Origin of the sequence: Hydrogenophaga sp. R2 (assembly GCF_049843595.1) — a bacterium.
Classification (GTDB): domain Bacteria; phylum Pseudomonadota; class Gammaproteobacteria; order Burkholderiales; family Burkholderiaceae_C; genus Hydrogenophaga.
The window spans coordinates 267,740-293,661 of the sequence record NZ_JBBHZN010000004.1; the positions used below are offsets into that span (position 1 = coordinate 267,740).

The 25,922-nt window shown below is 68.6% G+C and carries 23 protein-coding genes; 11 read left to right on the forward strand and 12 right to left on the reverse strand.

Annotation, left to right across the window (positions count from 1 at the left end):
* Positions 1-5 precede the first annotated feature (5 nt).
* The 3 genes from WD026_RS14675 to WD026_RS14685 are packed head-to-tail and all read right to left on the reverse strand — an operon-like array spanning position 6 to position 3,607.
* Positions 6-860, reverse strand: a complete 855-nt coding sequence (locus tag WD026_RS14675; RefSeq protein ID WP_425724403.1) for an energy transducer TonB — start codon at positions 858-860, stop codon at positions 6-8.
* A 23-nt stretch (positions 861-883) separates the two neighbouring features.
* Entirely contained in the window at positions 884-2,953 is a 2,070-nt protein-coding gene (locus WD026_RS14680) for a ribonuclease catalytic domain-containing protein (RefSeq protein ID WP_425724404.1), read from the reverse strand.
* Positions 2,954-3,004: 51 nt separating this feature from the next.
* On the reverse strand, positions 3,005-3,607 hold the full coding sequence (locus tag WD026_RS14685; RefSeq protein WP_425724405.1) for a YqiA/YcfP family alpha/beta fold hydrolase: 603 nt from the start codon (positions 3,605-3,607) through the stop codon (positions 3,005-3,007).
* Between the two features lie 20 nt (positions 3,608-3,627).
* Between WD026_RS14685 and rodA the strand changes: the two genes are divergently transcribed.
* The 4 genes from rodA (at position 3,628) to WD026_RS14705 (ending at position 8,044) form a co-directional block, all read left to right on the forward strand.
* A complete protein-coding gene (rodA, locus tag WD026_RS14690) occupies positions 3,628-4,782 on the forward strand; it encodes a rod shape-determining protein RodA (protein WP_425724406.1) in 1,155 nt (384 codons plus the stop codon).
* A 63-nt stretch (positions 4,783-4,845) separates the two neighbouring features.
* Positions 4,846-6,306 (forward strand): metalloprotease TldD, encoded by a 1,461-nt coding sequence (gene tldD, locus WD026_RS14695; RefSeq protein WP_425724407.1) that lies wholly within the window; start codon positions 4,846-4,848, stop codon positions 6,304-6,306.
* Between the two features lie 195 nt (positions 6,307-6,501).
* Entirely contained in the window at positions 6,502-7,626 is a 1,125-nt protein-coding gene (locus WD026_RS14700) for a 3-deoxy-7-phosphoheptulonate synthase (protein WP_425724408.1), read from the forward strand.
* Between the two features lie 97 nt (positions 7,627-7,723).
* Entirely contained in the window at positions 7,724-8,044 is a 321-nt protein-coding gene (locus WD026_RS14705; protein WP_425724409.1) for a hypothetical protein, read from the forward strand.
* 12 nt (positions 8,045-8,056) lie between these two features.
* Here the strand turns inward: WD026_RS14705 and mpl are convergent, their stop codons facing one another.
* The gene (gene mpl / locus WD026_RS14710; RefSeq protein ID WP_425724410.1) at positions 8,057-9,442 is read right to left on the reverse strand and encodes a UDP-N-acetylmuramate:L-alanyl-gamma-D-glutamyl-meso-diaminopimelate ligase; all 1,386 of its coding nucleotides are present in this window, start codon (positions 9,440-9,442) and stop codon (positions 8,057-8,059) included.
* Positions 9,443-9,490: 48 nt separating this feature from the next.
* On the opposite strand from mpl, the gene WD026_RS14715 reads away from it, so the two are divergent.
* The 7 genes from WD026_RS14715 to WD026_RS14745 all read left to right on the forward strand — a co-directional run bounded on the left by WD026_RS14715 (position 9,491) and on the right by WD026_RS14745 (position 15,534).
* Entirely contained in the window at positions 9,491-10,093 is a 603-nt protein-coding gene (locus WD026_RS14715) for a hypothetical protein (RefSeq protein ID WP_425724411.1), read from the forward strand.
* The gene (locus WD026_RS14720) at positions 10,090-10,617 is read left to right on the forward strand and encodes a TlpA family protein disulfide reductase (protein ID WP_425724412.1); all 528 of its coding nucleotides are present in this window, start codon (positions 10,090-10,092) and stop codon (positions 10,615-10,617) included. The genes WD026_RS14715 and WD026_RS14720 overlap by 4 nt, the downstream gene beginning before the upstream one ends.
* 189 nt (positions 10,618-10,806) lie before the next feature.
* Entirely contained in the window at positions 10,807-11,274 is a 468-nt protein-coding gene (accB, locus tag WD026_RS14725) for an acetyl-CoA carboxylase biotin carboxyl carrier protein (RefSeq protein ID WP_425724413.1), read from the forward strand.
* Positions 11,275-11,287: 13 nt separating this feature from the next.
* A complete protein-coding gene (gene accC, locus WD026_RS14730) occupies positions 11,288-12,637 on the forward strand; it encodes an acetyl-CoA carboxylase biotin carboxylase subunit (protein WP_425724414.1) in 1,350 nt (449 codons plus the stop codon).
* Positions 12,638-12,647: 10 nt separating this feature from the next.
* Positions 12,648-13,532: a 50S ribosomal protein L11 methyltransferase gene (gene prmA / locus WD026_RS14735; RefSeq protein ID WP_425724497.1), complete on the forward strand. Its 885-nt coding sequence runs from the start codon at positions 12,648-12,650 to the stop codon at positions 13,530-13,532.
* A gap of 40 nt (positions 13,533-13,572) precedes the next feature.
* A complete protein-coding gene (locus WD026_RS14740; RefSeq protein ID WP_425724415.1) occupies positions 13,573-14,628 on the forward strand; it encodes a zinc-ribbon and DUF3426 domain-containing protein in 1,056 nt (351 codons plus the stop codon).
* Between the two features lie 12 nt (positions 14,629-14,640).
* Entirely contained in the window at positions 14,641-15,534 is an 894-nt protein-coding gene (locus WD026_RS14745) for a carbohydrate kinase family protein (protein ID WP_425724416.1), read from the forward strand.
* A gap of 66 nt (positions 15,535-15,600) precedes the next feature.
* Here WD026_RS14745 and WD026_RS14750 read toward each other — a convergent pair whose 3' ends face one another.
* The 8 genes from WD026_RS14750 to WD026_RS14785 form a co-directional block, all read right to left on the reverse strand.
* Positions 15,601-16,167 (reverse strand): histone, encoded by a 567-nt coding sequence (locus WD026_RS14750; protein ID WP_425724417.1) that lies wholly within the window; start codon positions 16,165-16,167, stop codon positions 15,601-15,603.
* Positions 16,168-16,390: 223 nt separating this feature from the next.
* Positions 16,391-17,569, reverse strand: coding sequence for a ribonucleotide-diphosphate reductase subunit beta (locus WD026_RS14755; protein WP_425724418.1), 1,179 nt, complete (start codon positions 17,567-17,569; stop codon positions 16,391-16,393).
* Between the two features lie 141 nt (positions 17,570-17,710).
* Positions 17,711-20,611 (reverse strand): ribonucleoside-diphosphate reductase subunit alpha, encoded by a 2,901-nt coding sequence (locus WD026_RS14760; protein WP_425724419.1) that lies wholly within the window; start codon positions 20,609-20,611, stop codon positions 17,711-17,713.
* A 347-nt stretch (positions 20,612-20,958) separates the two neighbouring features.
* Positions 20,959-21,627 carry a 1,6-anhydro-N-acetylmuramyl-L-alanine amidase AmpD gene (ampD, locus tag WD026_RS14765; protein WP_425724420.1) on the reverse strand — a complete coding sequence of 223 codons (669 nt, stop codon included), beginning with the start codon at positions 21,625-21,627 and terminating at the stop codon, positions 20,959-20,961.
* Positions 21,627-23,117, reverse strand: a complete 1,491-nt coding sequence (locus WD026_RS14770; protein WP_425724421.1) for a sigma-54-dependent transcriptional regulator — start codon at positions 23,115-23,117, stop codon at positions 21,627-21,629. Before WD026_RS14770 ends, ampD begins: the two co-directional genes overlap by 1 nt.
* Positions 23,118-23,133: 16 nt before the next feature.
* Entirely contained in the window at positions 23,134-24,855 is a 1,722-nt protein-coding gene (locus WD026_RS14775) for a sensor histidine kinase (RefSeq protein WP_425724422.1), read from the reverse strand.
* A gap of 2 nt (positions 24,856-24,857) precedes the next feature.
* A complete protein-coding gene (locus WD026_RS14780) occupies positions 24,858-25,106 on the reverse strand; it encodes a PP0621 family protein (protein ID WP_425724423.1) in 249 nt (82 codons plus the stop codon).
* Between the two features lie 19 nt (positions 25,107-25,125).
* The gene (locus tag WD026_RS14785; protein WP_425724424.1) at positions 25,126-25,908 is read right to left on the reverse strand and encodes a cytochrome C assembly family protein; all 783 of its coding nucleotides are present in this window, start codon (positions 25,906-25,908) and stop codon (positions 25,126-25,128) included.
* Positions 25,909-25,922: the final 14 nt, after the last annotated feature.

Here is a 25,922-nt window from a genome sequence, read left to right on the forward strand (position 1 = left end):
CTCCGTCACTGGGAGGAGAGCTGCGTCTGCAGCCCATCCTCGCGGGTGAATCGGAAGCGCGAGACCACCACGATCTGGTCGGCCTGCTGGCGCATGGCGGGCGAGAAGCTGCCGAACGACAGGGCCCGCACGATGGCCTGGGCACGGCGGTCGAGCAACGGGATGCCCGAGCCCTGCACCACCTCGGTGGCCAGGACCTGGCCGGTGTGGTTGACCGTGATGATCATGGTCAGTTCGCCGTAGAGCTTGCGGCCGTCCACCTCCGGAAACTGGGTGGTGCCGCGCTCCTCGATGCGCCGGCGCAGCTCGTCGTAATACACCGCATACACCACCTCGCGGGTGGACGGGCTGATGTAGCGCTTCTTGGGCCGGGCGTTCTCTTCGTTGATGCGTTTCTCGATCTCGGCCAGCGCCTTCACCAGTGCCTTGCGGCGCTCCTCGCGCTCCTGCGCCTCGGTGGTGCTGGCCGTGGCCCGGGGGTCGGGCGGCGGCAGCGAGGCCAGGGCCTTGCGCACCTGCGCCAGCATGCGGTTCTGCTGTTCCTTCAGGGCCTCTATGCGGCGGGCGTCGTCTTCGGCCGAATCGCCCAGCCGGGCGGTGGCGGACGAGGGCAGGGGCGAGGTGGCGCGGCCGCGTTCGGCCTCGCCGCCGCCGGCCAGCGAGGCCTGGGCCAGGGCGGTGGCCTTCTCGGGCTGCTGGTCGCTGCGGGCATTGACCAGGATCACCTCCAGCGGGGTGTCCTTGAAGGTCCGCTCGATGGCTTCGGGGTTGACGAAGCGGATGGTCAGCAGCGCGGCATGCACCAGCAGCGAAAACGCCAGCGCCCACTGCAGGGTGGAGAAGTTGCGCAGCCGTGACATGCCGGAGGATTTCACGCGGCGGATTATCCGTTCTCGGCCGCCCCGGTGGCAGCGGTCGGGTTGTCGCCTTCGTTCACGTCGATGGCCAGGGCGATGGGCGCGGCCAGGGCTTCGTCCTCATCGGCCTCGGCGGCTTCGTCGGCAGCGCCGCCCGCGGGTTGATCGGCCGGGCTGTCCAGGCGCTCGATCACGGTGCCGTGCACTTCCAGCGTGATGTCGTCGCTCTGACCCAGCCGTACCCGCACATGGGCGCCGCGCGGCAGGCCCTCGGCGCCCAGCACCTGCATCACCAGCGGCAGGTCGTCGGCCCGCACCAGGTTGTCGCGGATCAGGCTGGCGGTGAGCTCGGTGATGCCGTTCTGCTTCAGGTACTGCAGGGTCCAGAAGCGCTCCATGCCGCCCTGGAAGCCGTTGTAGGCGGTGTAGGCGGCGTCGAACGCGCTGATGACCGAGAACAGGTTGGCGTCCTTGGGCTTGAAGGGCGCGGCCAGGGCAGCGGTCTTGCCGTGCCGGGCACAGGCAATGATCTGCCACTGGTTGACCAGGTCCACATAGCGGCGCAGCGGCGAGGTGCTCCAGGCGTAGCACGGCACGCCGATGCCCGCGTGCGGCTGGGCCTTGGTGCCCATGCGCACCTTGATGCCCGGCGCCAGGCTGGCCTGGCTGCGGTAGATGCCGGGCACGCCGCAGTCGGCCAGCCACTGGCCCCAGGTGCTGTTGGCCAGGATCATGGCCTCGGCCACCATCAGGTCCAGCGGGGCACCGCGCGATCGGGTGCCGATGAGCACGCGCTCGGTGCCGTCGGGCTCGCTGCCCTGCACGCCTTCCAGGCGGAAGGTGTAGTCGGGGCGGGTGAAGCTCTCGGGCTTGCCCCGAACCACCTCGCGCCGGGCCTTGAGCTGCCGCGCCAGCCGCCACAGGAAGGCCAGCTGCGGCTGCAGGCCGGCGATCTCGGCCGGGGTGGCGTCGGACGCTTCGCCGTCGAGCCAGGCCGGGGTGATGAAGACATCGAGCTTGTCGTGCCGCAGGTTGTGGGCAATCGGCACCCGCTCCAGCGCAGTGCGGCTGTGCTGCACGGTCAGCGTGGCCTCGTCGAAGGTGACGTAGAGCGACACCGCCGGGCAGTCGCGCCCGGCCTCCAGCGTGTAGGTGTTCACCACCTCGTCGGGCAGCATGGTGATCTTGTGGCCCGGCATGTACACCGTGGACAAGCGGCTGCGGGCCACCTGGTCCAGCGGGCTCTCGGGCTGCACCGCGAGACCGGGCGCGGCGATGTGGATGCCGACCACCACGGTGCCGCTGCCCAGGCCTTGCAGCGAGAGGGCGTCGTCGATCTCGGTGGTGGCCGAGTCGTCGATGGAGAAGGCCTGCACCGGCGCCAGCGGCAGCTCGTCGGCCACCGGAGGCGCCTGCAGGGCCGGGAAGCCGGTGCCTTTGGGGAACTGCTCGAACAGGAAACGCTGCCAGTGGAACTGGTAGGCGCTGGTGATGGCGCCGGCGTTCTGCAGCAGCGCCAGCGGCGCGGCATGGCTGCTGCGGGCGGCTTCCACCACCGCCTTGTACTCGGGCGCGTTCTTGTCCGGCTTGAACAGGATGCGGTAGAGCTGGTCGCGGATGGGCTCGGGGCAGCGCCCGGCCACCAGTTCGGCCGACCAGGCCTCGATCTGGGCCTGCACCTGCTTCTTCTTCTCGATGGCGGCCAGGGCCTGGGCCAGCACCTCGGGCGGGGCCTTGCGGTAGCGGCCCTTGCCGGCGCGGCGGAAGTAATGCGGCGCGCCCTGCAGCGTGATGAGCGCCGCCACCTGCTCGGTGGCACCGGCCGAGGCGCTGAAGTACTCGGCCGCCAGGTCGGCAAAACCGAACTCGTCTTCGGGCGCGAACTCGTAAGCCAGGTCCAGCTCCATGGTGTCGGCCAGGGCCTGGGCGGCCTGCATGAGCTGGGCCGGGGCGGGCTTGTCGAAACGCAGCAGGGTGTTGGCGGCCTTGACCTTGACGCGTTTGCCGCTGTCCAGCTCCACTTGCAGGGAGCTTTCGGCTTCGGACATGAGACGGCCGGTCAGCAGTTTGCCGGCCTCGTCGAACAGGATGTGCATGGACCGGATTGTCCCATGCGGCCTGTGCCGCCCGGGCGCCGGCCAGGCCCCTCAGGCCGGCTGCAGGTCCAGAAAGTCGAGCACCTCGGCCAGGTGGTCGTCGAAGTCGCTGAGGGCATGGTCGCTGCCGGCCAGCAGGCGCATGCGGCCACCGGCGCAGAAGGCCTGCATCTCGCGCCAGTCCAGCACCTCGTCGCCCTGGGCCACGATGGCCAGCTGGTTCTGCGGCGTGGCCGGGTGCTGCGGCGCGAGCCGGGCGATGTCGGCCTCCAGTGCCCGCAGTTCGTCCACGTACGCCGGATCGAACCAGAAGCGCTCGGCCGGGTCGTGCCAGGCGGTCTGTTCGCCCACATGGCGGGCCAGGTCGCGCGCCGGTTGGGCCGCCGGGTTGAGCAGCACCGCCGGGCAGCCGGTCTGCAGCGCGAACCAGCGCGCATAAAACCCGCCCAGCGAGGAGCCCACCACCGCCATCTGCCCACGCGGCCAGTGCCGGGTGGCCTCCAGCAGACCGGCCGTGGCCTGGGCGGGCGAGGGCGGCAGCTGCGGGCACAGCCAGTGCACGCCCCGGGCCTGCACGGCAGCGGCCATGCGTTGCGCCTTGAACGAACGGGGGGAGGATCGGAATCCGTGCAGGTAGAGCAGGTGGGTCGTCATGGCGCGGATAATGCCGCCCCATGGCCGTCGTGATCGAAAAACCCTCCCTGCTGCAACGCCTGGTGCCGGTGGTGCAGGGCTTCGACTGGGTGTTCCTGGCCGCGTTTGCGGTCATGGCGGTCATCGGCATGGTCACCATGTACTCGGTCGGCTTCGACCACGGCACCCGGTTCTCGGCCCACGGCCGCAACATGGCGCTGGCCCTGATCATCCTGTTCGTGGTGGCCCAGGTGCCACCGCAGCGCCTGATGTCGCTGGCCCTGCCCACCTACGCCATGGGCGTGCTGCTGCTGATCGCGGTGGAGCTCATCGGCATCGAGCGCAAGGGTTCTCAGCGCTGGCTGGACGTGGGCATCGTCATCCAGCCCAGCGAGATCATGAAGGTGGCCATGCCGCTGATGCTGGCCTGGTGGTTCCACCGCCGCGAGGGCCGGCTGCACACCATCGACTTCGTGGTGGCCGGCCTGCTGCTGGCGGTGCCGGTGGGCCTGATCATCAAGCAGCCCGACCTGGGCACCTCGCTGCTGGTGCTGTCGTCGGGCCTGTTCGTCATCTTTTTTGCCGGCCTGAGCTGGAAACTGATCATTCCGCCGGTGGTGCTGGGCATCGTCGGCGTGACGGTGCTCATCTTCAACCAGGATGCCTGGTGTGCCCCCGGGGTCGACTGGAAGGTGCTGCACGAGTACCAGCGCCAGCGGGTCTGCACCCTGCTCGACCCCACCAAGGACCCGCTGGGCAAGGGTTTCCACATCATCCAGGGCATGATCGCCATCGGCTCCGGCGGGGTGTGGGGCAAGGGCTTCATGCAGGGCACGCAGACCCACCTCGAATTCATCCCGGAGCGCACCACCGACTTCATCTTTGCCGCCTTCTCCGAAGAATTCGGCCTGGCCGGCGTGCTCACCCTTCTGGCGGGCTTCCTGTTCCTGATCGGCCGCGGCCTGGTGATCGCGCTGGACGCACCCACGCTGTTCTCGCGCCTGCTGGCCGGGGCCATCACCATGAACATCTTCGTTTACGCCTTCGTGAACATGGGCATGGTCAGCGGCATCCTGCCGGTGGTGGGCGTGCCGCTGCCCTTCGTGAGCTACGGCGGCACCGCCATGGTCACCATGGGCCTGGGGCTGGGCATGCTGATGTCGATCGCCCGCTCGCGCCAGCTGGTGCCGCGCTGAGGGCCCACCCAGGGTCAAAACCCCGGTGTGGTCATGCCCGGGGGCGGTTCTTACAATGGCCGGATGATTTCACGCGAACCCACCCTGGCCCGCCTGGCCACCGCCCAGGCTTCCCTGCTGGAGCCCTTCGGTCTCACGCCCTCGCACCTGCAGAAGGCCCTGGCCGAGATCATGTCCCACGGGGTCGACGACGCCGACCTGTACTTCCAGACCACCCGCAGCGAGGGCTGGAGCCTGGAGGAGGGCATCGTCAAGACCGGCAGCTTCAGCATCGACCAGGGTGTGGGCGTGCGCGCGGTGAGCGGCGAGAAGACGGCGTTCGCCTATTCCGACGACCTGTCCTGGGATTCGCTGCTGGACGCCGCCCGCACCGTGCGCACCATCTCCGGCGCCGGGCAGTCGCGCAAGGTCCGTACCCCGGCGGCCAAGGTGGCCAAGTCCCGTTCGCTCTACGACGGCCTGGACCCCATCGGCACGCTCGACAGCACGGCCAAGGTGGCCTTGCTGGAAAAGGTGGAGCGCCTGGCCAAGGCCCGCGACCCGCGGGTGGTGCAGGTCATGGCCGGCCTGGCCGCCGAACACGACGTGGTGCTGGTGGCCCGTGCCGACGGCACCCTGGCGGCCGATGTGCGCCCGCTGATTCGCCTGTCGGTCACCGTGATCGCCGAGCAGAACGGTCGCCGCGAGATGGGCAGTTCGGGCGGCGGTGGCCGCTTCGGCCTGGCCTACTTCGACGACGCCATGGTGGCCGCTTATGTGGAAGAAGCCGTGTCGCAGGCCCTGACCAACCTGGAGTCGCGCCCGGCCCCGGCCGGCGAGATGGTGGTGGTGCTGGGTTCGGGCTGGCCCGGCATCCTGCTGCACGAGGCGGTGGGCCACGGCCTGGAAGGCGACTTCAACCGCAAGGGCAGCAGCGCCTTTGCCGGCCGCATCGGCCAGCGCGTGGCGGCCAAGGGCGTGACCGTGCTGGACGACGGCACCATCGCCGACCGCCGTGGCTCGCTCAACATCGACGACGAAGGCCATGTGTCGCAGCGCAACGTGCTGATCGAGGACGGCATCCTGCGTGGCTACATCCAGGACTCGATGAACGCCCGCCTGATGGGCGTCAAGCCCACGGGCAACGGACGCCGCGAGAGCTATGCCCATGTGCCCATGCCGCGCATGACCAACACCTACATGCTGGGGGGCGACAAGTCGCCCGAGGAAATCGTGGCCAGCATCAAGAAGGGCCTTTACGCCACCAACTTCGGCGGTGGTCAGGTCGACATCACCAGCGGCAAGTACGTGTTCTCGGCCAGCCAGGCCTACTGGGTGGAGAACGGCCGCATCCAGTACCCGGTGAAGGGCGCCACCCTGGTGGGCAACGGCCCCGAATCGCTGACCCGCGTGACCCTGATCGGCAACGACATGAAGCTCGACAGCGGCGTGGGCACCTGCGGCAAGGAAGGCCAGAGCGTGCCGGTGGGTGTGGGGCAGCCGACACTGCGTATCGACGGCCTCACCGTGGGCGGCACGGCCTGACGATTTCCTGTGCTACATTCCGGCCTCATGTCGCGCTTTGCCTTCTTCGCCTTTTATTTTTGGTTCTCTGTCCCCGGCGGACGAGAGGCGAGCCTGTAAGCGCACACCGAATCTCGAAACAACCGCCGGAGCCCCAAGCCCGGCGGTTTTTTTTCGCCCTTCCACCCATCTGCAAACGATCCTGAGGAGCCTGTGATGACCGCCAAGAACGCCCCCGCCACCAGCGATGCCTGGCATGCCCGTCCTGTCGACAAGACCAGCCAGACCGACGACGAACGCATCCAGGACATCACCGTGCTCCCGCCCCCCGAACACCTCATCCGCTTCTTCCCCATCGGCGGCACGCCGGTGGAGGCGCTGATCAGCCAGACCCGCCGCCGCATCCACGACATCCTGCACGGCAAGGACGACCGGCTGCTGGTGGTCATCGGCCCATGCTCCATCCACGATCCCGCCGCGGCGCTGGATTACGCCCGACGCCTGAAGGACCTGCGCACCCGCTACGCCGACACGCTGGAGATCGTGATGCGGGTCTACTTCGAGAAGCCGCGCACCACGGTGGGCTGGAAGGGCCTGATCAACGACCCCTACCTGGACGAGAGCTTCCGCATCGACGAGGGCCTGCGCATCGCCCGCCAGCTGCTGATCGAGATCAACCGCCTGGGCCTGCCGGCCGGCAGCGAGTTCCTCGACGTGATCTCGCCCCAGTACATCGGTGACCTGATCAGCTGGGGCGCCATCGGTGCCCGCACCACCGAGAGCCAGGTGCACCGCGAACTGGCCTCGGGTCTGTCGGCCCCCATCGGCTTCAAGAACGGCACCGACGGCAACATCAAGATCGCCACCGACGCCATCCAGGCGGCTGCGCGTGGTCACCACTTCCTGTCGGTGCACAAGAACGGTCAGGTCGCCATCGTGCAGACCAAGGGCAACAAGGACTGCCACGTCATCCTGCGCGGTGGCAAGGCCCCCAACTACGACGCCGCCAGCGTGGCCGCCGCCGTGAAGGAACTGGAAGCCGCCAAGCTCACCCCGCGCCTCATGGTGGACTTCAGCCATGCCAACAGCAGCAAGCAGCACGAGAAGCAGCTGGAGGTGGCCAAGGACATCGCGGCCCAGATCGCCGGCGGTTCGCGCAGCGTGTTCGGCGTGATGATCGAGAGCCACATCGAGGCCGGCGCCCAGAAGTTCACCCCCGGCAAGGACAGCGTGGAGGGGCTGCGTTACGGCCAGAGCATCACCGACGCCTGCCTGGGCTGGGACGACTCGGTCCAGTCGCTCGACATCCTGTCGGCCGCCGTCAAGGCCGCGCGCGGCTGACCGCCGCCATCGGCGCGCCACCGGGGTTATTCCGGTGGACGCCGCGGCGGGGCTGCGCACAATGGGCCAGGTTCCACCACCCGAGAGGTTGATTGCCATGCGCAGCCATGTCACCGTGTCCTGGGGCGACGCCGCCAGCTACGTGCTCGATCTGGAAGAGGTGCAGCCGATGCCGCACGACGTGGCCCGCCATTGGCTGGATGACCAGTTCGTCGAGCTGGGCTGCGAGCCGCTGCGGGCCACCGGCAAGGTGCTGACCGCCGACAAGGTGCTGTGCGTGGCCGAGGCGGCAGGCCCCGTGCGCTTCAGCGACAGCCGCCATCGCGAATGGGCCATGGCCTTTGCCCGTGCCGCCAGCGCCGCGCTGGCCAAGCCGGCGGTCACGGTGGACGTGCCGTCCCACGCCCTGTCGTACTGACCGGGCCGGCGCTCAGGCCGCCAGGGCCTGCAGCAGGCGGGCGTGGATGCCGCCAAATCCGCCATTGCTCATGCACACGATGTGATCGCCCGGCCGGGCAGCGCTCACCACGGCCTGCACCAGCGACGGCACATCGGCGCACACCTGGGCGCGTTCGCCCATGGGGCCCAGGGCCTCGGCAGCGTCCCAGTCCAGGCCGCCCGAGTGGCAGAAGGCCAGATCGGCCATCTCCAGGCTCCAGGGCAGCTGCGACTTCATGGTGCCCAGCTTCATGGTGTTGCTGCGCGGTTCGAACACCGCCAGGATGCGCCCGCGCGGCCGGCCGAGCCGGCGCGCCAGACCGTCCAGCGTGGTGCGGATGGCGGTGGGGTGGTGGGCAAAGTCGTCGTAGACGGTGATGTCGCCGCCCGGGCGTGGCACCGTGCCGCGCACCTCCATGCGGCGGCGCACATTCTGGAAGCTGGCCAGGGCAGCGGCGGCATCCGCCGGTGCCACGCCCAGGTGCTCGGCGGCGGCGATGGCGGCCAGGGCATTGAGCTGGTTGTGCACGCCGCTCAGGCCCCACTGCACCCGACCCGCCGGCCGGCCCTGGTGCAGCACCTCGAAATCGTGCGGTTCGCCCTGCGCGGTGAAGTCGCTCACGGCAGCGCCGAAGGTGCGCACTTCGCTCCAGCAGCCCTGGTGCAGCACGCGCTCCAGGCTGTCCTCCAGGCCATTGACCACCACGCGGCCCTCGCCCGGCACGGTGCGCACCAGGTGGTGGAACTGGCGTTCGATGGCCGTCAGGTCGTCAAAGATGTCGGCGTGGTCGAACTCCAGGTTGTTCAGCACGGCGGTGCGCGGCCGGTAGTGAACGAACTTGCTGCGCTTGTCGAAGAAGGCGGTGTCGTATTCGTCCGCCTCGATCACGAAGGCCGGGCCCTGGCCCAGCCGGGCCGAGACACCGAAGTTCATGGGCACGCCGCCCACCAGGAAGCCGGGCTGCCGGCCGCAGGCCTCCAGCACCCAGGTCAGCATGGAGGTGGTGGTGGTCTTGCCGTGGGTGCCGGCCACCGCCAGCACATGGCGGCCCTGCAGCACGTGTTCCGACAGCCATTGCGGCCCGCTGGTGTAGCGCTGACCGGCGTTCAGGATGGCTTCCATCAGCGGGAACTTCGGCGTGCCGTCGGGCAGGCGGGCGCGGCTGACCACGTTGCCCACCACCCAGACGTCCGGCTTCAGGGCCATCTGGTCGGCGCCGAAGCCTTCGATCAGGTCGATGCCCAGGGCGCGCAACTGGTCGCTCATGGGGGGGTAGACGCCGGCGTCGCAGCCGGTGACACGGTGGCCGGCCTCTCGGGCCAGGGCGGCCAGTCCGCCCATGAACGTGCCGCAAATGCCCAGGATGTGAATGTGCATCCGGGGATTCTAGGCGGGGCTGCCGGCATGCCCGGGCACAATCCGGGCATGCATGCCAGCCCCGAATCCCTTGCCGCCGAGATCGCCGCCGTGGCCGCCCGCCTGGTGGTGGAAGAGGGGCAGGAGTACGCCGCCGCCAAGCGCCATGCGGTCAAGCAGCTGGGGCTGGGCAGCCGCACCGCGCTGCCGGACAACCAGCTGGTCGAGGCGGCCGTGCGTGAACACATCGCCGTGTTCTGCGCCGACACCCAGCCCGGCGAGCTGCGCGCCCTGCGGGAGCTGGCCCTGGTCTGGATGGAGCGGCTGCAGGCTTTCCGCCCCCACCTGGCGGGCGCCGTCTGGCATGGCACCGCCACCCGCCACAGCGACATCCACCTGCAGCTCTACTGCGACGATCCCAAGGAACCCGAATGGGCCTTGCTGGATCACCGGGTGGACTACCACCCTGGCACGGTGACCGGCTGGCGCGGCGAGCCGGTGGACGTGCTCACGCTGCGCAGCCGCTGTCCCGATCTGGGCCAGTGGGTGCTGGTGCACCTGATGGTGCATGACCAGGACGATCTGCGCGGCGCCCTCAAACCCGATGTGCAGGGCCGCAAGCCCCGGGGCGACATGGCTTCGGTGCGCGCCCTGCTGGAAGAAGACACATGAAACTGCAACGACGACACTGGATCGGCGCCCTGGTGGCGCTGGCCGCCGCCGGCACCGGCGCCTGGTGGTCCAACCGCCGCCACCAGCCGCAACCGGTGGCCAGCGAGGCCGAACTGGCCTTCTGGGAAGCGGCTTTCGACGGGCCGAACGGCGAGGCGGTGCGGGTCGCCGACTTCCGGGGCAAGCCCCTGCTGGTCAATTTCTGGGCCACCTGGTGCCCGCCCTGCGTGGAGGAGCTGCCCCTGCTCAACCAGTTCCAGCGCTCCCACGGCCCCAAGGGCTGGGGGCTGCTGGCGCTCGCGGTGGACCAGCCCAGTGCGGTGCGCAGCTTTCTGCAGAAGCTGCCCATCGAATTCCCGGTGGGCATGGCCGGGCTGGACGGCACCCAGCTCAGCCGCAGCCTGGGCAACGGCAACGGCGGTCTGCCGTTCACCGTGGTGTTCGGCCGGGATGGCCGCATCCTGGACCGCAAGATCGGCAAGGTGTCCGAGGCCGATCTGGCCGATTGGGCCAAGCGCGCCTGAGCTGGCGCGAATGTCGGCCAATTTCATCTAAAAAGTACCCAAACCCGCCTCGCGTCGCCGCCAGCGGCCAGTGGAGGATTTCACGGTCGGTTCGTGTACACTGCGGCACCTTTTGCGACGGCCCTGGCGCCTGCTCGCCCGAAGTTGGCCGAAATTAGGTCAACTTGAACGAAATTCGTTGGAGAAATCATGGATTTGAGAAAACTGAAGACGCTGATCGACCTGGTGTCCGAATCGAACGTGTCGGAGCTGGAGATCACCGAGGCGGAAGGCAAGGTCCGCATCGTCAAGAGCGCTCCGGTGGCCATGGCGGCTCCGGTGACCTACACCATGGCGCCGCCCGCCGCCGCTGCGCCGGTGGTGGAAGTGGCTGCAGCCCCTGCAGCCGCCCCGGCAGCGGCTGCCGCACCGGCCGAGCCGACCGGCCACATCGTCAAGTCGCCCATGGTGGGCACCTTCTACCGCGCGTCCAGCCCGGGTGCCAAGGCCTTCGTGGAAGTGGGCAGCGTGGTCAAGGAAGGCGAGACGATCTGCATCGTCGAGGCCATGAAGATCCTCAACGAAATCGAGGCCGACAAGTCCGGCACCGTGACCCAGATCCTGGCCCAGAACGGCCAGGCGGTCGAATACGGCCAGCCCCTGTTCGTCATCGAGTGAGGGACGGCCTCCCATGTTCAAGAAGATCCTGATCGCCAACCGCGGCGAGATCGCGTTGCGCATCCAGCGCGCCTGCCGCGAGCTGGGCATCAAGGCGGTGATGGTCTATTCCGAGGCCGACCGCGACGCCAAGTACGTGCGCCTGGCCGACGAGGCGGTCTGCATCGGCCCGGCGCCGTCCGGCCAGAGCTACCTCAGCATGCCGGCCATCATCTCGGCGGCTGAAGTCACCGACGCCGAGGCCATCCACCCGGGCTACGGCTTCCTGTCGGAAAACGCCGATTTCGCCGAGCGCGTCGAGAAAAGCGGCTTCACCTTCATCGGTCCCACCCCGGAGTCGATCCGCCTGATGGGCGACAAGGTGTCGGCCAAGCAGGCCATGATCCGCGCCGGCGTGCCTTGCGTGCCGGGTTCGGACGGCGCACTGCCGGACGATCCGGTGGCCATCAAGCGCATCGCCAAGTCGGTGGGTTACCCGGTCATCATCAAGGCCGCCGGCGGCGGCGGTGGCCGGGGCATGCGGGTGGTGCACACCGAGGCGGCCCTGCTGCACGCGGTGCAGACCACCAAGGCGGAAGCCGGTGCGGCCTTCGGCAACCCCGAGGTCTACATGGAGAAGTTTCTCCAGAACCCGCGCCATATCGAGATCCAGGTGCTGGCCGACACCCACCGCAACGCGGTGTACCTGGGCGAGCGCGACTGTTCCATGCAGCGCCGCCACCAGAAGGTGATCGAGGAAGCGCCGGCGCCGGGCATCCCGCGCCGCCTGATCGAGAAGATCGGCGAGCGCTGCGCCGCCGCCTGCAAGAAGATCGGCTACCGCGGTGCCGGCACCTTCGAATTCCTGTTCGAGAACGGCGAGTTCTACTTCATCGAGATGAACACCCGCGTGCAGGTGGAGCACCCGGTGACCGAGCTCATCACCGGCATCGACATCGTGCGCACCCAGATCGCGGTGGCCGCCGGCGAGAAGCTGCCCTTCACCCAGCGTCAGATCCAGCTGCGTGGCCATGCCATCGAATGCCGGGTCAACGCCGAAGACCCGTACAAGTTCACGCCGTCGCCGGGCCGCATCACCACCTGGCATGCGCCGGGTGGTCCGGGCGTGCGGGTCGACTCGCACGTCTACACCAACTACTTCGTGCCGCCCAACTACGACTCCATGATCGGCAAGATCATCGTGCACGGCGACACCCGCGAGCAGGCCCTGGCCCGCATGCGCACGGCCCTGGCCGAGACCGTCATCGAAGGCATCAAGACCAACGTGCCGCTGCACCGCGAGCTCATGGTGGACGCCAGCTTCGTGGCCGGTGGCACCAACATCCACTACCTCGAAGAATGGCTGTCGCAGCGTGAGCGCTGATCCGTCCACCCTGCACGAGCTCGTCCTCATGGTGCCGGAGACGGCGGTGGAGGACGTGAGCGATGCGCTCGAGGCCCTGGAGGCCCTGAGCGCATCGGTGGAAGACGCCGACGCCATGACCGATGCCGAGCAGGCCCTGTTCGGAGAACCCGGCATGCCGCCGCCCAAGGATGGCTGGCAGCGCTCGCGCGTGGTCGCGCTGTTCCCTGGAGAGGCGCAGGCCCGCGAGGCGGCCGCCCTGCTGCAGGCCCAGGACTTCTTTGCCGGCTGCACCGTGCTGGAGCTGCGCCCGGTGGCCGAGCAGGACTGGGTGCGCCTGACGCAGTCGCAGTTCGAGCCGGTGGAGATCACGCCCACCTTCTGGATCGTGCCCACCTGGCACGAGCCGCCGGCGGCCGCGCAGCAGATCATCCGGCTCGATCCCGGTCTGGCCTTCGGCACCGGCACTCATCCCACCACCCGCATGTGCCTGCGCTGGACCGCAGGGCATGCTCCGGTGGGACCGCGCGTGCTCGACTACGGCTGCGGCTCGGGCATCCTGGCCATCGGCGCGGCCAAGATGGGGGCCGCCGACATCGTCGCGGTCGACATCGACCCGGCGGCGGTGGAGTCCACCATCCTCAATGCCGAGGCCAACGGCGTGCGGCTGCAGGCCGGCCTGCCCGATGCGGCGCAGGGTGAGCACGACCTGGTGCTGGCCAACATCCTGGCCACGCCGCTGAAGGTGCTGGCGCCGCTGCTGTGTTCGCATGTGAAGCCCGGTGGTCACCTGGTGCTGGCCGGCATCCTGGCCCGCCAGGCCGACGAGCTGAAAGAGGCGTATGCACCCTGGGTGCAGCTCTCGGTGGCCGACGAGGAAGACGGCTGGATCCTCATGGCTGCGCAGCGCACCTGACCCGCCCGGTGGGGCCGGGTGCCGCTGCAATAATCGGCGCATGAGCCTCACCACCCGCTGCCCCGCCTGCAGCACCCGTTTCCGGGTGGTGCCCGACCAGCTCAAGATCTCGGACGGCTGGGTGCGCTGCGGACACTGCTCCAACGTGTTCGACGCCACCCTGCACCTGAGCGCCTCCCTCATGCTCAGCCCGGCGGCACCCCAGCCACAGGCCCTGCCGCCGCAGGTGCCGCTGCCGGAGCCCGAGGACACCCCTGCGGCCGTCGCGCCGGCCCCTCCGGCTGCGCCGGCCCTCGCACCGGCCGCATCGGCCTCGCCGGCCGACGATCCGGTGTCGGACTTCCATGCGGCCCTGCAGGCGTTTGCCCAGCATTCGGCAGCGCAGCCGCTGGACCTGGATCTGTCGAGCCAGCTCCCGTCGACCGACCTGCCTGCCGAGGGCGTGGAGGTCGACGACCACCCGCCAGCGACCTCCAGCACGGTCGCCTCGGAGCCTTCGGCTCCCGACCTCACTTCCCCTGCCGGGGATGGCGCCGATGTGGATGCCGTTGCGGACGCGCCGGAAGCGTCGGCCACCGAGCCCGGCTTCGTGCGCCAGGCCCGGCGCCAGGCCTTCTGGCGCTCGGCCCCGGTCCGCGCGGCATTGCTGGTGCTGGTGCTGGCGCTCTCGGCCCTGCTGGCCGGTCAGTGGGCGGTGCAGCAGCGCAGCTGGATCGCTGCCCGCTACCCGGCGCTCAAGCCGCATCTGGTGCAGGCCTGCGACCTGCTGGGCTGCTCGGTGGAGCCGCTGCGCCGCATCGATGCCATCGTCATCGACAGCGCCACCCTGGTGCGGCGCCTGGGCCAGTTCCACTCCTTCGACATCGTGCTGCAGAACACGGCCGACCTGCCACTGGCGGCGCCCGCCCTGGAGCTCAGCCTCACCGATGTCGGCGACCGCGTGATCGCGCGCCGCGTCTTCCTGCCCTCCGAATGGCCGGAGGCGGTGACCGAGCTGCCGCCGCGCGCCACGGTGCCGGTGAGCTTCCGACTCTCCATCGCCAGCAGCGATGACCTGCCCATGGCCGGTTACCGTGCGCTGGTCTTCTACCCCTGACCGAGCAACACCATGTCCATTCTTGTTTGCGGATCGATGGCCTTCGACACCATCATGACCTTCGAGGGCCGCTTCGCCGAGCAGATCCTGCCCAGCCAGCTGCACATCCTCAACGTGTCTTTTCTGGTGCCGGGGCTGCGGCGCGAGTTCGGCGGTTGTGCCGGCAACATCGCCTACGGCCTGCGCCTGCTGGGCTCCGAGGTGACGCCGCTGGCCACCGTGGGCAGCGACGGTGCCGAGTACATCGAGCGGCTGCGTGGCCTGGGCGTGAACGTGGACCATGTGGCGGTGCATGCCGACAGCTACACCGCACAGGCCATGATCATGACCGACCGTGACAACAACCAGATCACCGCGTTCCACCCGGGTGCCATGTCGCAGGCGCACCTCAACCCGGTGCCGGCCGCCTCGGGCATCACCTTGGGCATCGTCGCGCCCGACGGTCGTGATGCCATGACCTCGCACGCACGCCAGCTGCACCACGCCGGCATTCCCTTCGTCTTCGATCCGGGTCAGGGTCTGCCCATGTTCGGTGGTCCCGAGCTGCTGGCCTTCATCGAGCAGGCCACCTGGGTGGCGGTGAACGACTACGAGGCCCGCATGCTGTGCGAACGCACCGGACTCACGCTCAAGGCGATCGCGGCCAAGGTCAAGGGCCTGGTCGTGACCCTGGGTGGCGAAGGCTGCGAGATCTGGGAAGACGGCGTGGCCACCAAGGTGCCGGGTGTGGAAGCGACGGCGGTGCTGGACCCCACCGGCTGCGGCGATGCCTTCCGGGCGGCCTTGCTGCACGGTCTGTCTCAGGGCTGGGATCTGCGGCGCTGTGCCGAGCTGGGCAACCGCATGGGGGCGGCCAAGATTGCCACCCACGGACCGCAGAACTACCGCGCGCCCCTGATGGCCTGAGGGCGTTCCGCCCATGAAAAAACCCGGCGCTTTCGCGCCGGGTTCGAGCCTTCATCTCAATCGGAATCAGGGCTTGCTGGAGGTCGGGAACGGCCAGGCAGCCTGAGGATTGAGCTTGGTTTGCGCTGCAGGTGCAGCGGCCGCAGGGGCTGCCGGCTTCTTGGCCGGCTCAGCTTTTTTTGCGGGGGCAGCCTTTTTCACAGCGGCCTTCTTGGGCGCGGCGGCTTTCTTCGGCGCAGCGGCTTTCTTGGCCGGGGCGGCCTTCTTCGGCGCAGCGGCTTTCTTGGCCGGGGCGGCCTTCTTCGGCGCAGCGGCTTTCTTGGCCGGAGCGGCCTTCTTCGGCGCAGCGGCTTTCTTGGCCGGAGCGGCCTTCTTCGCCGGAGCGGCTTTCTTGGCCGGGGCGGCCTTCTTCGCCGGAGCGGCTTTCTTGGCCGGGGCGGCCTTCTTCGCCGGAGCGGCTTTCTTGGCCGGAGCGGCCTTCTTCGCCGGAGCGGCTTTCTTGGCCGGGGCGGCCTTCTTCGCCGGAGCGGCCTTCTTGGCCGGAGCGGCCTTCTTCGCCGGGGCGGCTTTCTTGGCCGGAGCGGCCTTCTTCACGGCCGCTTTCTTAGCCGGCGCCTTTTTTGCAGTTGCCATTGTTTTCTCCTTGATCAAGTTGCAAAGAGCACTTCAGCGCGGCAGATGCCGGTGAAGCGACTCAACCCACTGGGGTCCTGTGGATGCATCCACGGCCGACCCCAGGGGGCTGAATCCGGTGACGGAAATCCCATCAACGGCGCCATCGCGACGTGTGCGGGTTTCCGGTTGTTCGATGTGCATGTCGGTGTTGACTGGCAATGCGGCGCCGGTGTTGCGGGCGTCAGTCCCAGGACAGCGCGCCACCGGTCTGGTACTCGATGACGCGGGTCTCGAAGAAATTGCGTTCCTTCTTGAGGTCGATCATTTCGCTCATCCAGGGGAACGGGTTTTCTTCGTTGGGGAACAGCGGCTCCAGACCGATCTGGGTGGCACGGCGGTTGGCGATGTAGCGCAGGTAGCCCTTGAACATGGAGGCGTTCAGGCCCAGCACGCCACGCGGCATGGTGTCCTCGGCGTAGCGGTACTCCAGCTCGACCGCCTTCAGGAAGAGCTCCTTGATCTCGGCCTTGAACTCGGCGGTCCAGAGCAGGGGGTTCTCCATCTTGATGGCGTTGATCAGGTCGATGCCGAAGTTGCAGTGCATCGACTCGTCACGCAGGATGTACTGGTACTGCTCGGCCGCACCGGTCATCTTGTTCTGGCGGCCCAGCGCCAGGATCTGGGTGAAGCCCACGTAGAAGAACAGGCCTTCCATGAGGCAGGCAAAGACGATCAGCGACTTGAGCAGCTTCTGGTCGTTCTCGGGCGTGCCGGTCTTGAAGTTGGGGTCCATGATCGCGTCGATGAACGGGATCAGGAACTCGTCCTTGTCGCGGATGGAGGCGACCTCGTGGTAGGCGTTGAAGATCTCGCCTTCATCCAGGCCCAGGCTCTCCACGATGTACTGGTAGGCGTGGGTGTGGATGGCTTCCTCGAAGGCCTGGCGCAGCAGGAACTGGCGGCATTCGGGCGCGGTGATGTGGCGGTAGGTGCCCAGCGTGATGTTGTTCGCGGCCAGCGAATCGGCGGTCACGAAGAAGCCCAGGTTGCGCTTGACGAGACGGCGCTCGTCCTCGGTCAGGCCGTTGGGATCCTTCCAGAGCGCGATGTCGCGGCTCATGTTGATCTCTTGCGGCATCCAGTGGTTGGCGCAGGTGGCGAGGTACTTCTCCCAGGCCCACTTGTACTTGAAGGGCACCAGCTGGTTGACGTCGGTCTGGCCGTTGATGATGCGCTTGTCGGCCACGTTGACGCGGCGCTCGGACGATGCGTCAGCGCTGGTGGCGGCAGGCCGCGAGGGAATCGAGGGGGAGGCGGGAGCAGCCCCGCCGGTGGGCGAGGTCGGCAAACCGGTAGCGGCAGGCCGCGGGGTTTGCGAGGGCATCGAGACGGGAGTCGAGTTGTCTTCCCAGGTCAGCATGGTGGTGTCCAATTCGCTGGATTATCAAAGTGTCGGCATGAATTGCAAAGTGATCGCTCATGCACCTGATGCTTTGTGTTGCGGTGGTGCATCGAAAAGAGGCACCACGCACCACGCTGCATCAGCGTGCACGGGTCTGCATCACTGGCAGGCTTCACACCCCGGATCGTCGATGGCGCAGAACTTGATGTCGGTCGCCGGCTCGCTCGCGGCTTCGGCGGACACGGCCGCTGCAGCCACCGGTGCGCTCGGCGTGACCGACACGGCGTTGAGCTGACCGGTGCGGCCGGTGGACTTCTCGATCTGCGTGGCCGAGGTGGTGCGCAGGTAGTAGGTGGTCTTCAGGCCGCGCAGCCATGCCAGCTTGTAGGTCTCGTCCAGTTTCTTGCCCGATGCACCGGCCATGTAGATGTTCAGGCTTTGTGCCTGGTCGATCCATTTCTGGCGGCGGGCGGCGGCTTCCACCAGCCACACGGTCTCGACCTCGAACGCCGTGGCGTACAGCGCCTTGACGTCCTGCGGCACGCGGTCGATGGGGCGCAGCGAACCGTCGAAGTGCTTGAGGTCCATGACCATCACGTCGTCCCACAGGCCCAGGCGCTTGAGGTCCTTCACCAGGTAGCCGTTGATGACGGTGAACTCGCCGGAGAGGTTGGACTTCACCGAGAGGTTGCCGAAGCAGGGCTCGATGGAGGCGTCCACGCCGATGATGTTGGAGATGGTCGCGGTCGGGGCGATGGCCACGCAGTTGGAGTTGCGCATGCCGTCGGCAGCGATCTTCTTGCGCAGGGCGTCCCAGTCCATGGTGCTGGAGCGGTCCACGTCCACGTAGCCACCGCGCTCGCGGGCCAGCAGGTCCAGGGTGTCGGGCGGCAGGATGCCCTGGTCCCACAGCGAGCCCTTGTAGCTGCTGTAGCGGCCACGCTCGCGCGCCAGTTCGGTGGAGGCCCAGTAGGCGTAGTAGCACACCGCTTCCATGGAGCGGTCGGCAAAGTCGACGGCTTCGTTGGAGGCATAGGGCACACGCAGTTCGTACAGCGCGTCCTGGAAGCCCATGATGCCCAGGCCCACCGGACGGTGGCGCAGGTTGGAGTCGCGTGCCTTCTTCACCGCGTAGTAGTTGATGTCGATCACGTTGTCGAGCATCCGCATGGCGGTGTTGATGGTCTTCTGCAGCTTGGCGTGGTCGAGTTCCTTGCCGTTGGGGCCGTCCTTGAGGTGGCGGTGCAGGTTGACCGAACCCAGGTTGCACACGGCGGTCTCGGTGTCGCTGGTGTTGAGCGTGATCTCGGTGCACAGGTTGGAACTGTGGACCACGCCGGCGTGCTGCTGGGGCGAACGCACGTTGCAGGCATCCTTGAAGGTGATCCAGGGATGGCCGGTCTCGAACAGCATGGTCAGCATCTTGCGCCACAGGTCGGTGGCCGGCACCTTGCGGTAGGGCTTGATCTCGCCGCGGGCGGCCTTCTCTTCGTAGGCCACGTAGGCGCGCTCGAAGTCGGCACCGAACTTGTCGTGCAGGTCGGGCACGCTGTTGGGCGAGAACAGGCTCCACTCGCCCTTTTCCATGACACGGCGCATGAACAGATCGGGGATCCAGTTCGCGGTGTTCATGTCGTGGGTGCGGCGGCGGTCATCGCCGGTGTTCTTGCGCAGCTCCAGGAATTCCTCGATGTCCAGGTGCCACGACTCCAGGTAGGTGCAGACCGCGCCCTTGCGCTTGCCGCCCTGGTTGACCGCCACGGCGGTGTCGTTGACCACCTTGAGGAAGGGCACCACGCCCTGCGATTCGCCGTTGGTGCCCTTGATGTGCGAGCCCAGGGCGCGCACACGGGTCCAGTCGTTGCCCAGGCCGCCGGCGAACTTGGACAGCAGTGCGTTTTCCTTGATGGACTCGTAGATGCCGTCCAGGTCGTCGGGCACGGTGGTCAGGTAGCAGGACGACAGCTGCGAACGCAGGGTGCCGCTGTTGAACAGCGTGGGGGTGGACGACATGAAGTCGAACGAGGAGAGGATCTCGTAGAACTCGATGGCGCGCGCCTCGCGGTCGATCTCGTTCAGCGACAGGCCCATGGCCACGCGCATGAAGAAGGCCTGCGGCATCTCGATGCGGGTCTTGCGCACGTGCAGGAAGTAGCGGTCGTACAGGGTCTGCAGGCCGAGGTAGTCGAACTGCAGGTCACGCTCGGGCTTGAGCGCAGCACCCAGACGGGCCAGGTCGAACTGCATCAGCTTCTCGTCCAGCAGCTCGTTCTCCACGCCCTTCTTGATGAACTGCGGGAAGTACTCGGCATAGCGCTCGCCCATCTGCTCGGCCGGCACGGCCTCGCCCAGGATTTCCTTGGTGATGGTGTGCAGCAGCAGGCGGGCGGTGGCGTAGGTGTAGTCGGGGTCTTTCTCGATCAGGGTGCGGGCGGCCAGGATGGCGGCCTTGTAGACCTCGTCGATGGGCACGCCGTCGTACAGGTTGCGCTTGGTCTCGGCCACGATGGGTTCGGGCTTGACGTCGGCGCCCAGCCCGGCGCAGGCCTGGGCGATCAGGGTCTGCAGTGCCTGCAGGTCCAGCGGCACGCGCTGGCCGCGGTCGATCACGTGCAGCTGTGGCTCGGCTGCCTGGGCCACGGCCTGGCTGGCGCGCTCGCGGGTGCGGCGCTCGCGGTAGAGCACGTAGGCGCGGGCCACTTCGTGGTGACCGCCGCGCATCAGGCCGAGCTCGACCTGGTCCTGCACGTCCTCGATGTGGAAGGTGCCGCCGCCCGGACGCGAGCGCATGAGCGCGCGCACCACGGCCTGGGTGAGCTCGTCCACCGTCTCGCGCACGCTGGCCGATGCCGCGCCCTGGGTGCCGTGCACCGCCAGGAAGGCCTTCATCATGGCCACGGCGATCTTGCTGGGTTCGAAGGACACCACCGCGCCGTTGCGGCGGATGATCTGGTAGTGGGCCAGGACGGAGGCGCTCACGGGCGCTGCGCTGGGGCTCATGCTGCCGGTCGGCATGGCCGAGGGGCTGTGGGTGGTCTGGGGGGTGGTGGCGGTCAGCATGGTTCCTCTTGGGTGTTGTTGTGGGATGTCCGGGGTCTGTGGCCCGGTGCGGGCGGCGTGCCTGCCGCCTTGTGCGGTGCCTGTCGGGTGCTCGTCGGCCTGTAGGGCCGTTCTCGGAAGCACACTATATCTGGTGTCTGTGACCCCTTCAAGCCACTACCTATGGTGTGTGGCCTGCTGCAGTGCAGAAGGCGCGTCGTGCATATTTCGCTGGATAAAAAGCACCCGGACATGGCGTTGCATGCCCCCCGGCGGCATCGCTGGCGCCATGCGATGCCGGGGTCCGATGTTCAATGTCCGTGCGGTCTGCAGACCGTTTTCGCGTGCCAGCCCGCATGGGGCCGGGCTCAGCCGGATGCACCGTCCTGGTGAGGCTGTGGCGGGGTGGCAGCCAGTCCGTGGGTGACCTCGGGAAAGTACCCACGGTCCCAGCCCAGACGGGCCAGGGCGAGCTGTTGCAGATGTGCCCAATCAAACCCTGCGCCGGGGTCAAGTTTGCGACCCGGTGCGATGTGTTCATGCCCTGCCACATGCCGCAGCGGATGGCGCAGGGCCAGCTGCTGCATCAGGCGCACCAGGCGCTGGTACTGCGCCGCCTCGAAGGTGTCGCCCTCCAGGCCTTCGAGCTCGATGCCGACCGAATCGTCGTTGCAGTTCTCGCGCCCCCGCCAGCACGAACGGCCCGCATGCCAGGCGCGCTCGAAGGTGTCGACGAACTGCACCAGCTCGCCGTCGCGGCGGATGAAGAAGTGCGAGGACACTTCCATGCCCCGGATCTGCCCGAAGTAGGGGTGGGCGTCCCAGTCCAGGCGGTTGACGAACAGCTGTTCCACCTCGGGGCCGCCGTACTGGCCCGGTGGCAGGCTGATCGAATGCAGCACCACCAGATCGATGACGGCGCCTGCCGGTCGCGGGCCGAAGTTGGGCGAGGGGCAACGGCGTGCCTCGCGCAGCCAGCCACCGTCCCAGTCGCTCAGGGCCACCGGCCTGCCGGTCTGCCGGGTGTCGATGGACATCAGCGGGCCTCGTCGTCCTCGGGTTCCGGCTCGACCGAGCCGGAGGGCATCACGATGCCCAGCCGCTGGATGCGGTAACGCATCTGCCGCAGGTTCAGGCCCAGCCGGGCGGCAGCGGCGGTGCGGTTGTAGTCGCATTCGCGCAGGGCCTTGAGCAGCACCTGGCGTTCCTTCTCGTCGAGGTAGCGCTGCAGGTCGGACGGAATGGCATCGGGCGGCAGCGTGTCGCTGGTGCCGGCAGGCGCCGGCTGGCGCAGCGGCATGGGATCGGTCGGCGTCTCGTCGAAGGATTCGCCGAAGTCCGGCACGTCCAGCTGATGGCCGTCGCTCAGGGCGAGGGCGCGCTGCAGCAGGTTTTCGAGCTCGCGCACATTGCCCGGCAGTTCACGGCGCCAGAGCCAGTCGCGCGCTTGCGGCGTGAGCTGGGGCACGGGCTGGCCGATGTCCTGGCACAGACGCTCCAGCAGGGCCTGCACCAGGTCGTCCAGGTCGTCGCGGCGTTCGCGCAGGGCCGGGGTGCGCAGCCCGATCACGTTGAGGCGGTAGAACAGGTCCTGCCGGAACTGGCCCGACTGCACCAGGGCCGGCAGGTCGCGGTGGGTGGCACTCACCAGCCGCACATCCACCGCTTCTTCCTGCACGCCGCCCAGGGCGCGCACCCGTCGCTCCTGGATCACCCGCAGCAGCTTGGCCTGCATGGCCAGGGGCAGGTCGCCGATCTCGTCCAGAAAGAGCGTGCCGCCGCGCGCGGCCTGGAAGTAGCCCTCGCGGTCGGCGGTGGCGCCGGTGTAGGCGCCCTTGCGGGCTCCGAAGAATTCGGCCTCGATCAGGTTCTCGGGGATGGCGCCGCAGTTGACCGCCACGAACGGGCCGCTGGCGCGGTGGCTGCAGTCGTGCACCGCGCGGGCCACCAGCTCCTTGCCGGTGCCCGATTCGCCCAGGATGAGCACCGGTGCCATGCTGGTGGCCACCTTCTCGATGCGCGACTTGATCTGCAGGATGCTGGGCGAGCGGCCCACGATGCGCGCGAGCGACTGGACGCCGGCCGGTGGCGGGGGCGCTGCCCGCATCGGTTCGCCCGAGGCGCCGGACGCCAGCGGTGCCCGCTGGCTGCGCAGGGCCGAGGCCACCGCGCTGCGCAGCTGCTTGAGGTCGACCGGCTTGGTGAGGTAGTCGAAGGCGCCGGCCTTGAGCACCTCCACCGCGTTCTCGGCCGAACCATAGGCGGTGATGACGATGCACTTCTCGGTGCGCTGGGCCGCCGCGAGTTCGCGCAGCAGCTCCAGGCCCAGCCCGTCGGGCAGGCGCATGTCCGAGATGACGATGTCGAAGCGGTCGCGCTCCACCGCCTCGCGGGCCTGGGTCAGGTCGCCCACGGCCACCACGGCATGCCCCTCGCGCAGCAGCGTGAGCTCGTAGAGCGTGCGCAGGTCGGGCTCGTCGTCGACGACCAGGATGGACGCGCTGGGGTTGGGACTGGAGGACGGCATGGCAGAAGGGGGTGCGTCAGGCGGTCTGCAGCGGCGGGCGTGTGGTGCGGGCCGGCGGTGCAGCCAGCGGCAGCAGCACATAGAACTCGTTGCCCTCGCGCTGGTCGAGCTGGGTGCGCTGGTAGGCGATGTGCGCACCGTAACGCTGGCACAGCTCGCGGCAGATGAACAGACCCAGGCCGCTGGAGCGGCTTTCGGACGAGAAGAACGGCTCGAACAGGTGGCGCAGCACCGCGGCCTCCAGCGGCGGGCCGTCGCTCCAGATCGACAGCCGCACATGCTCCTGACCGCTGGGCTGGGTGATGACGCGGATGGACGCCGGCTGCGCGCTGGCGTGGCGTTCGGCGTTGTCCAGCAGGTTGACCAGCAGGCGCCGCAGGTGTTCGGGCTCGAAGGCCACCTGTGCCTTGGGGGCATGGGTGTGCACGCCCAGGCGCTGGCCGGGCTGCACCTGGGCATTCCATTCGCCGGTGATCACCCGCACCGAAGCGTCCAGCGGCACCACCGGCGCCGCACCGGCCGACTGGGAAGGCTGCACCCGGGCCACATTGAGGATGTCGTCCACGATGCGCGAGAGCCGGGTGGCGTTCTGCTCGATCATGCCGGTCAGCCGTTTCTGGGCCGGCTCCTTCACCTCTTCGTCGAGCAGCGCATTGGCCTGGGTGATGGCGGTCAGCGGGTTGCGGATCTCGTGGGCCACGGCCGCCGACATCCGCCCCATCGAGGCCAGCTTTTCGGTGCGCACCCGGGCCTCGACCTCACGCAGGTCTTCCAGGAACAGCACGCACAGGCCGGCACGTCGGCCTTCGGAGGCGGTCAGCCGGGTGCGGGCCAGCAGCCGCTGGCTGGGGCGGTCGTCGTGCTCGATGGTGGTCTCGGTCTCCAGCGGCTGGCCGGCGGCAAAGGTGTCGCTCACCAGGGCGGCCAGGTGCTCCCAGCCGTTGCGGGCCGACAGCAGCAGGCGCGCGCCTTCGGGGTAGCGGTCGCCCATGAGCATGTGTTGTGCGGCCGGGTTGGCATTGCGCACCACGCCATGCAGGTCCACCACCAGCACGCCGATGCTCAGGTTGTCGATGATCACCTCGTTCACCCGGGCCTGGGCCCGGGCGGCGGCCTGGCTGCTGGCGGCCAGGGCCTCCTCGCGCGCCAGCCGGATGGCCAGCTGGTGCGCCAGCAGGGCCACCAGGAACAGGCCGGTGCCGGCCAGGCCGGTCTGCACGAAACGGGTGGTGTCCTGGCTGCCCAGGCCATTGCTGGACATCCAGGCGTCCAGCAGCAACACCAGCGTCACCGATGCGGCGGTGCCGAGTGCCAGCGTCAGCGGCCCCAGGATGGCGCCCAGCAGCACCGGCAGCGCAAAGAGCGGCGTGTAGTTGACCGAGCCGTTCTGCATGGACTGCATCAGGGCAAAGGTGGCCACGTCGACCCCGATGGTCATCAGCCATTGCACCGTGGGCACCCGGCCCTGCTGGCGCGGACGCCAGAACAGCAGCACCGCCACGGTGAGCAGCAGGTACACCCCGCTCAGGCCGGTGAGCAGGATCGAGCCGCTGATGCCCGAGAACAGCAGGAACAGCTGCAGGGCGGCCAGCACCACGGCCACCAGCACCCGGGCGCCCATGAAGGCACGCCACAGGCGGTCGAAGGCCCGTTGCTGCTGTTCACGACCCTCGGTGCCGGCCGACTCGAAGGCCGAATACCACGACGGCTGGAAGTGGGAGTTCGGCTCGTGGGCCATGGTCAGCGCGGGGCGGGTTCGTTGAGGCGGTGGTGCTCGGCGCTGCAGTACAGACCCAGCGTGCCTTCCACGGCGTCGGCGCGCGGCAGGTGGGTGCCGCAGTGGCGGCAGGCCACCATGGTCACCGGGGCGGGCACCGGGCGGGGCGGCGGGGGCTGGCGTCGGGCCTCTTCTTCCAGGGTCTCGCGGCGGTTCTTGCGCCAGATGTGCACGGCCACCAGGACCACCACCAGGACGAGCAGGTATTTCATGCGGTTGGAGGGAAGGGTGTCAGCGTTGCAGGAACACTTCGATCACGAAGCGCGAGCCCACGTAGCCCAGCAGCAGCAGGCCGGCGCCCAGGTAGACCATGCGGGCGGCCATGCCGCCGCGCCAGCCCAGGCGCCAGCGGCCCAGCAGCAGCACGCCCATGGTGGCCCAGGCCAGCACCGAGAACACCGTCTTGTGGTTCCAGGTCCAGCGGTGGTTGAGCGACTCGGCGAACCAGCCCCCGGCCAGCAGGGTGGCGGTCAGCAGCACGAAGCCGGCGCCCACCAGGCGGAAGGTCAGGCGTTCCAGGGTGAGCAGCGGCATGTCGGTGTCGGCGGTGCGGCCCTGGCGCATGGCCCGCTCGGCCCGCTGCATGAGCCAGGCGTGGCCGACGGCCGCTGCGATCAGCCCGTAGGACGCGATGCCCAGGGCCCAGTGCAGCGGCATCCAGGGCGAGGACAGCGAGGGGTAGGTGGCTCCCGGGAACACCACGGCCAGCAGCACCACGCCCATGCCCAGCCAGCCCAGCGCGCGCCGCGCCTTGAGCTGCGGGTACAGCCGGCTCTCCAGCAGGTAGACGGTGAGCACCAGCCACAGCGTGATGGAGAGCGCCGGGGCAAAACCGAACGAGGCCGGCTGGTTGAGCAGGCCGCGCAGCAGCACCACCGCGTGCAGCAGCCAGGCCATCCCCAGCAGGCTGCGCAGCTGGGCCGCCGACATGCGTGTGTGGGCCCAGATCATCAAGGCGTAGGCCAGCGCGGCAAGCCCGGAGGCGATGACGGTGGGGGCCGGACTGGACAGCATGGGCATCAAGCCTC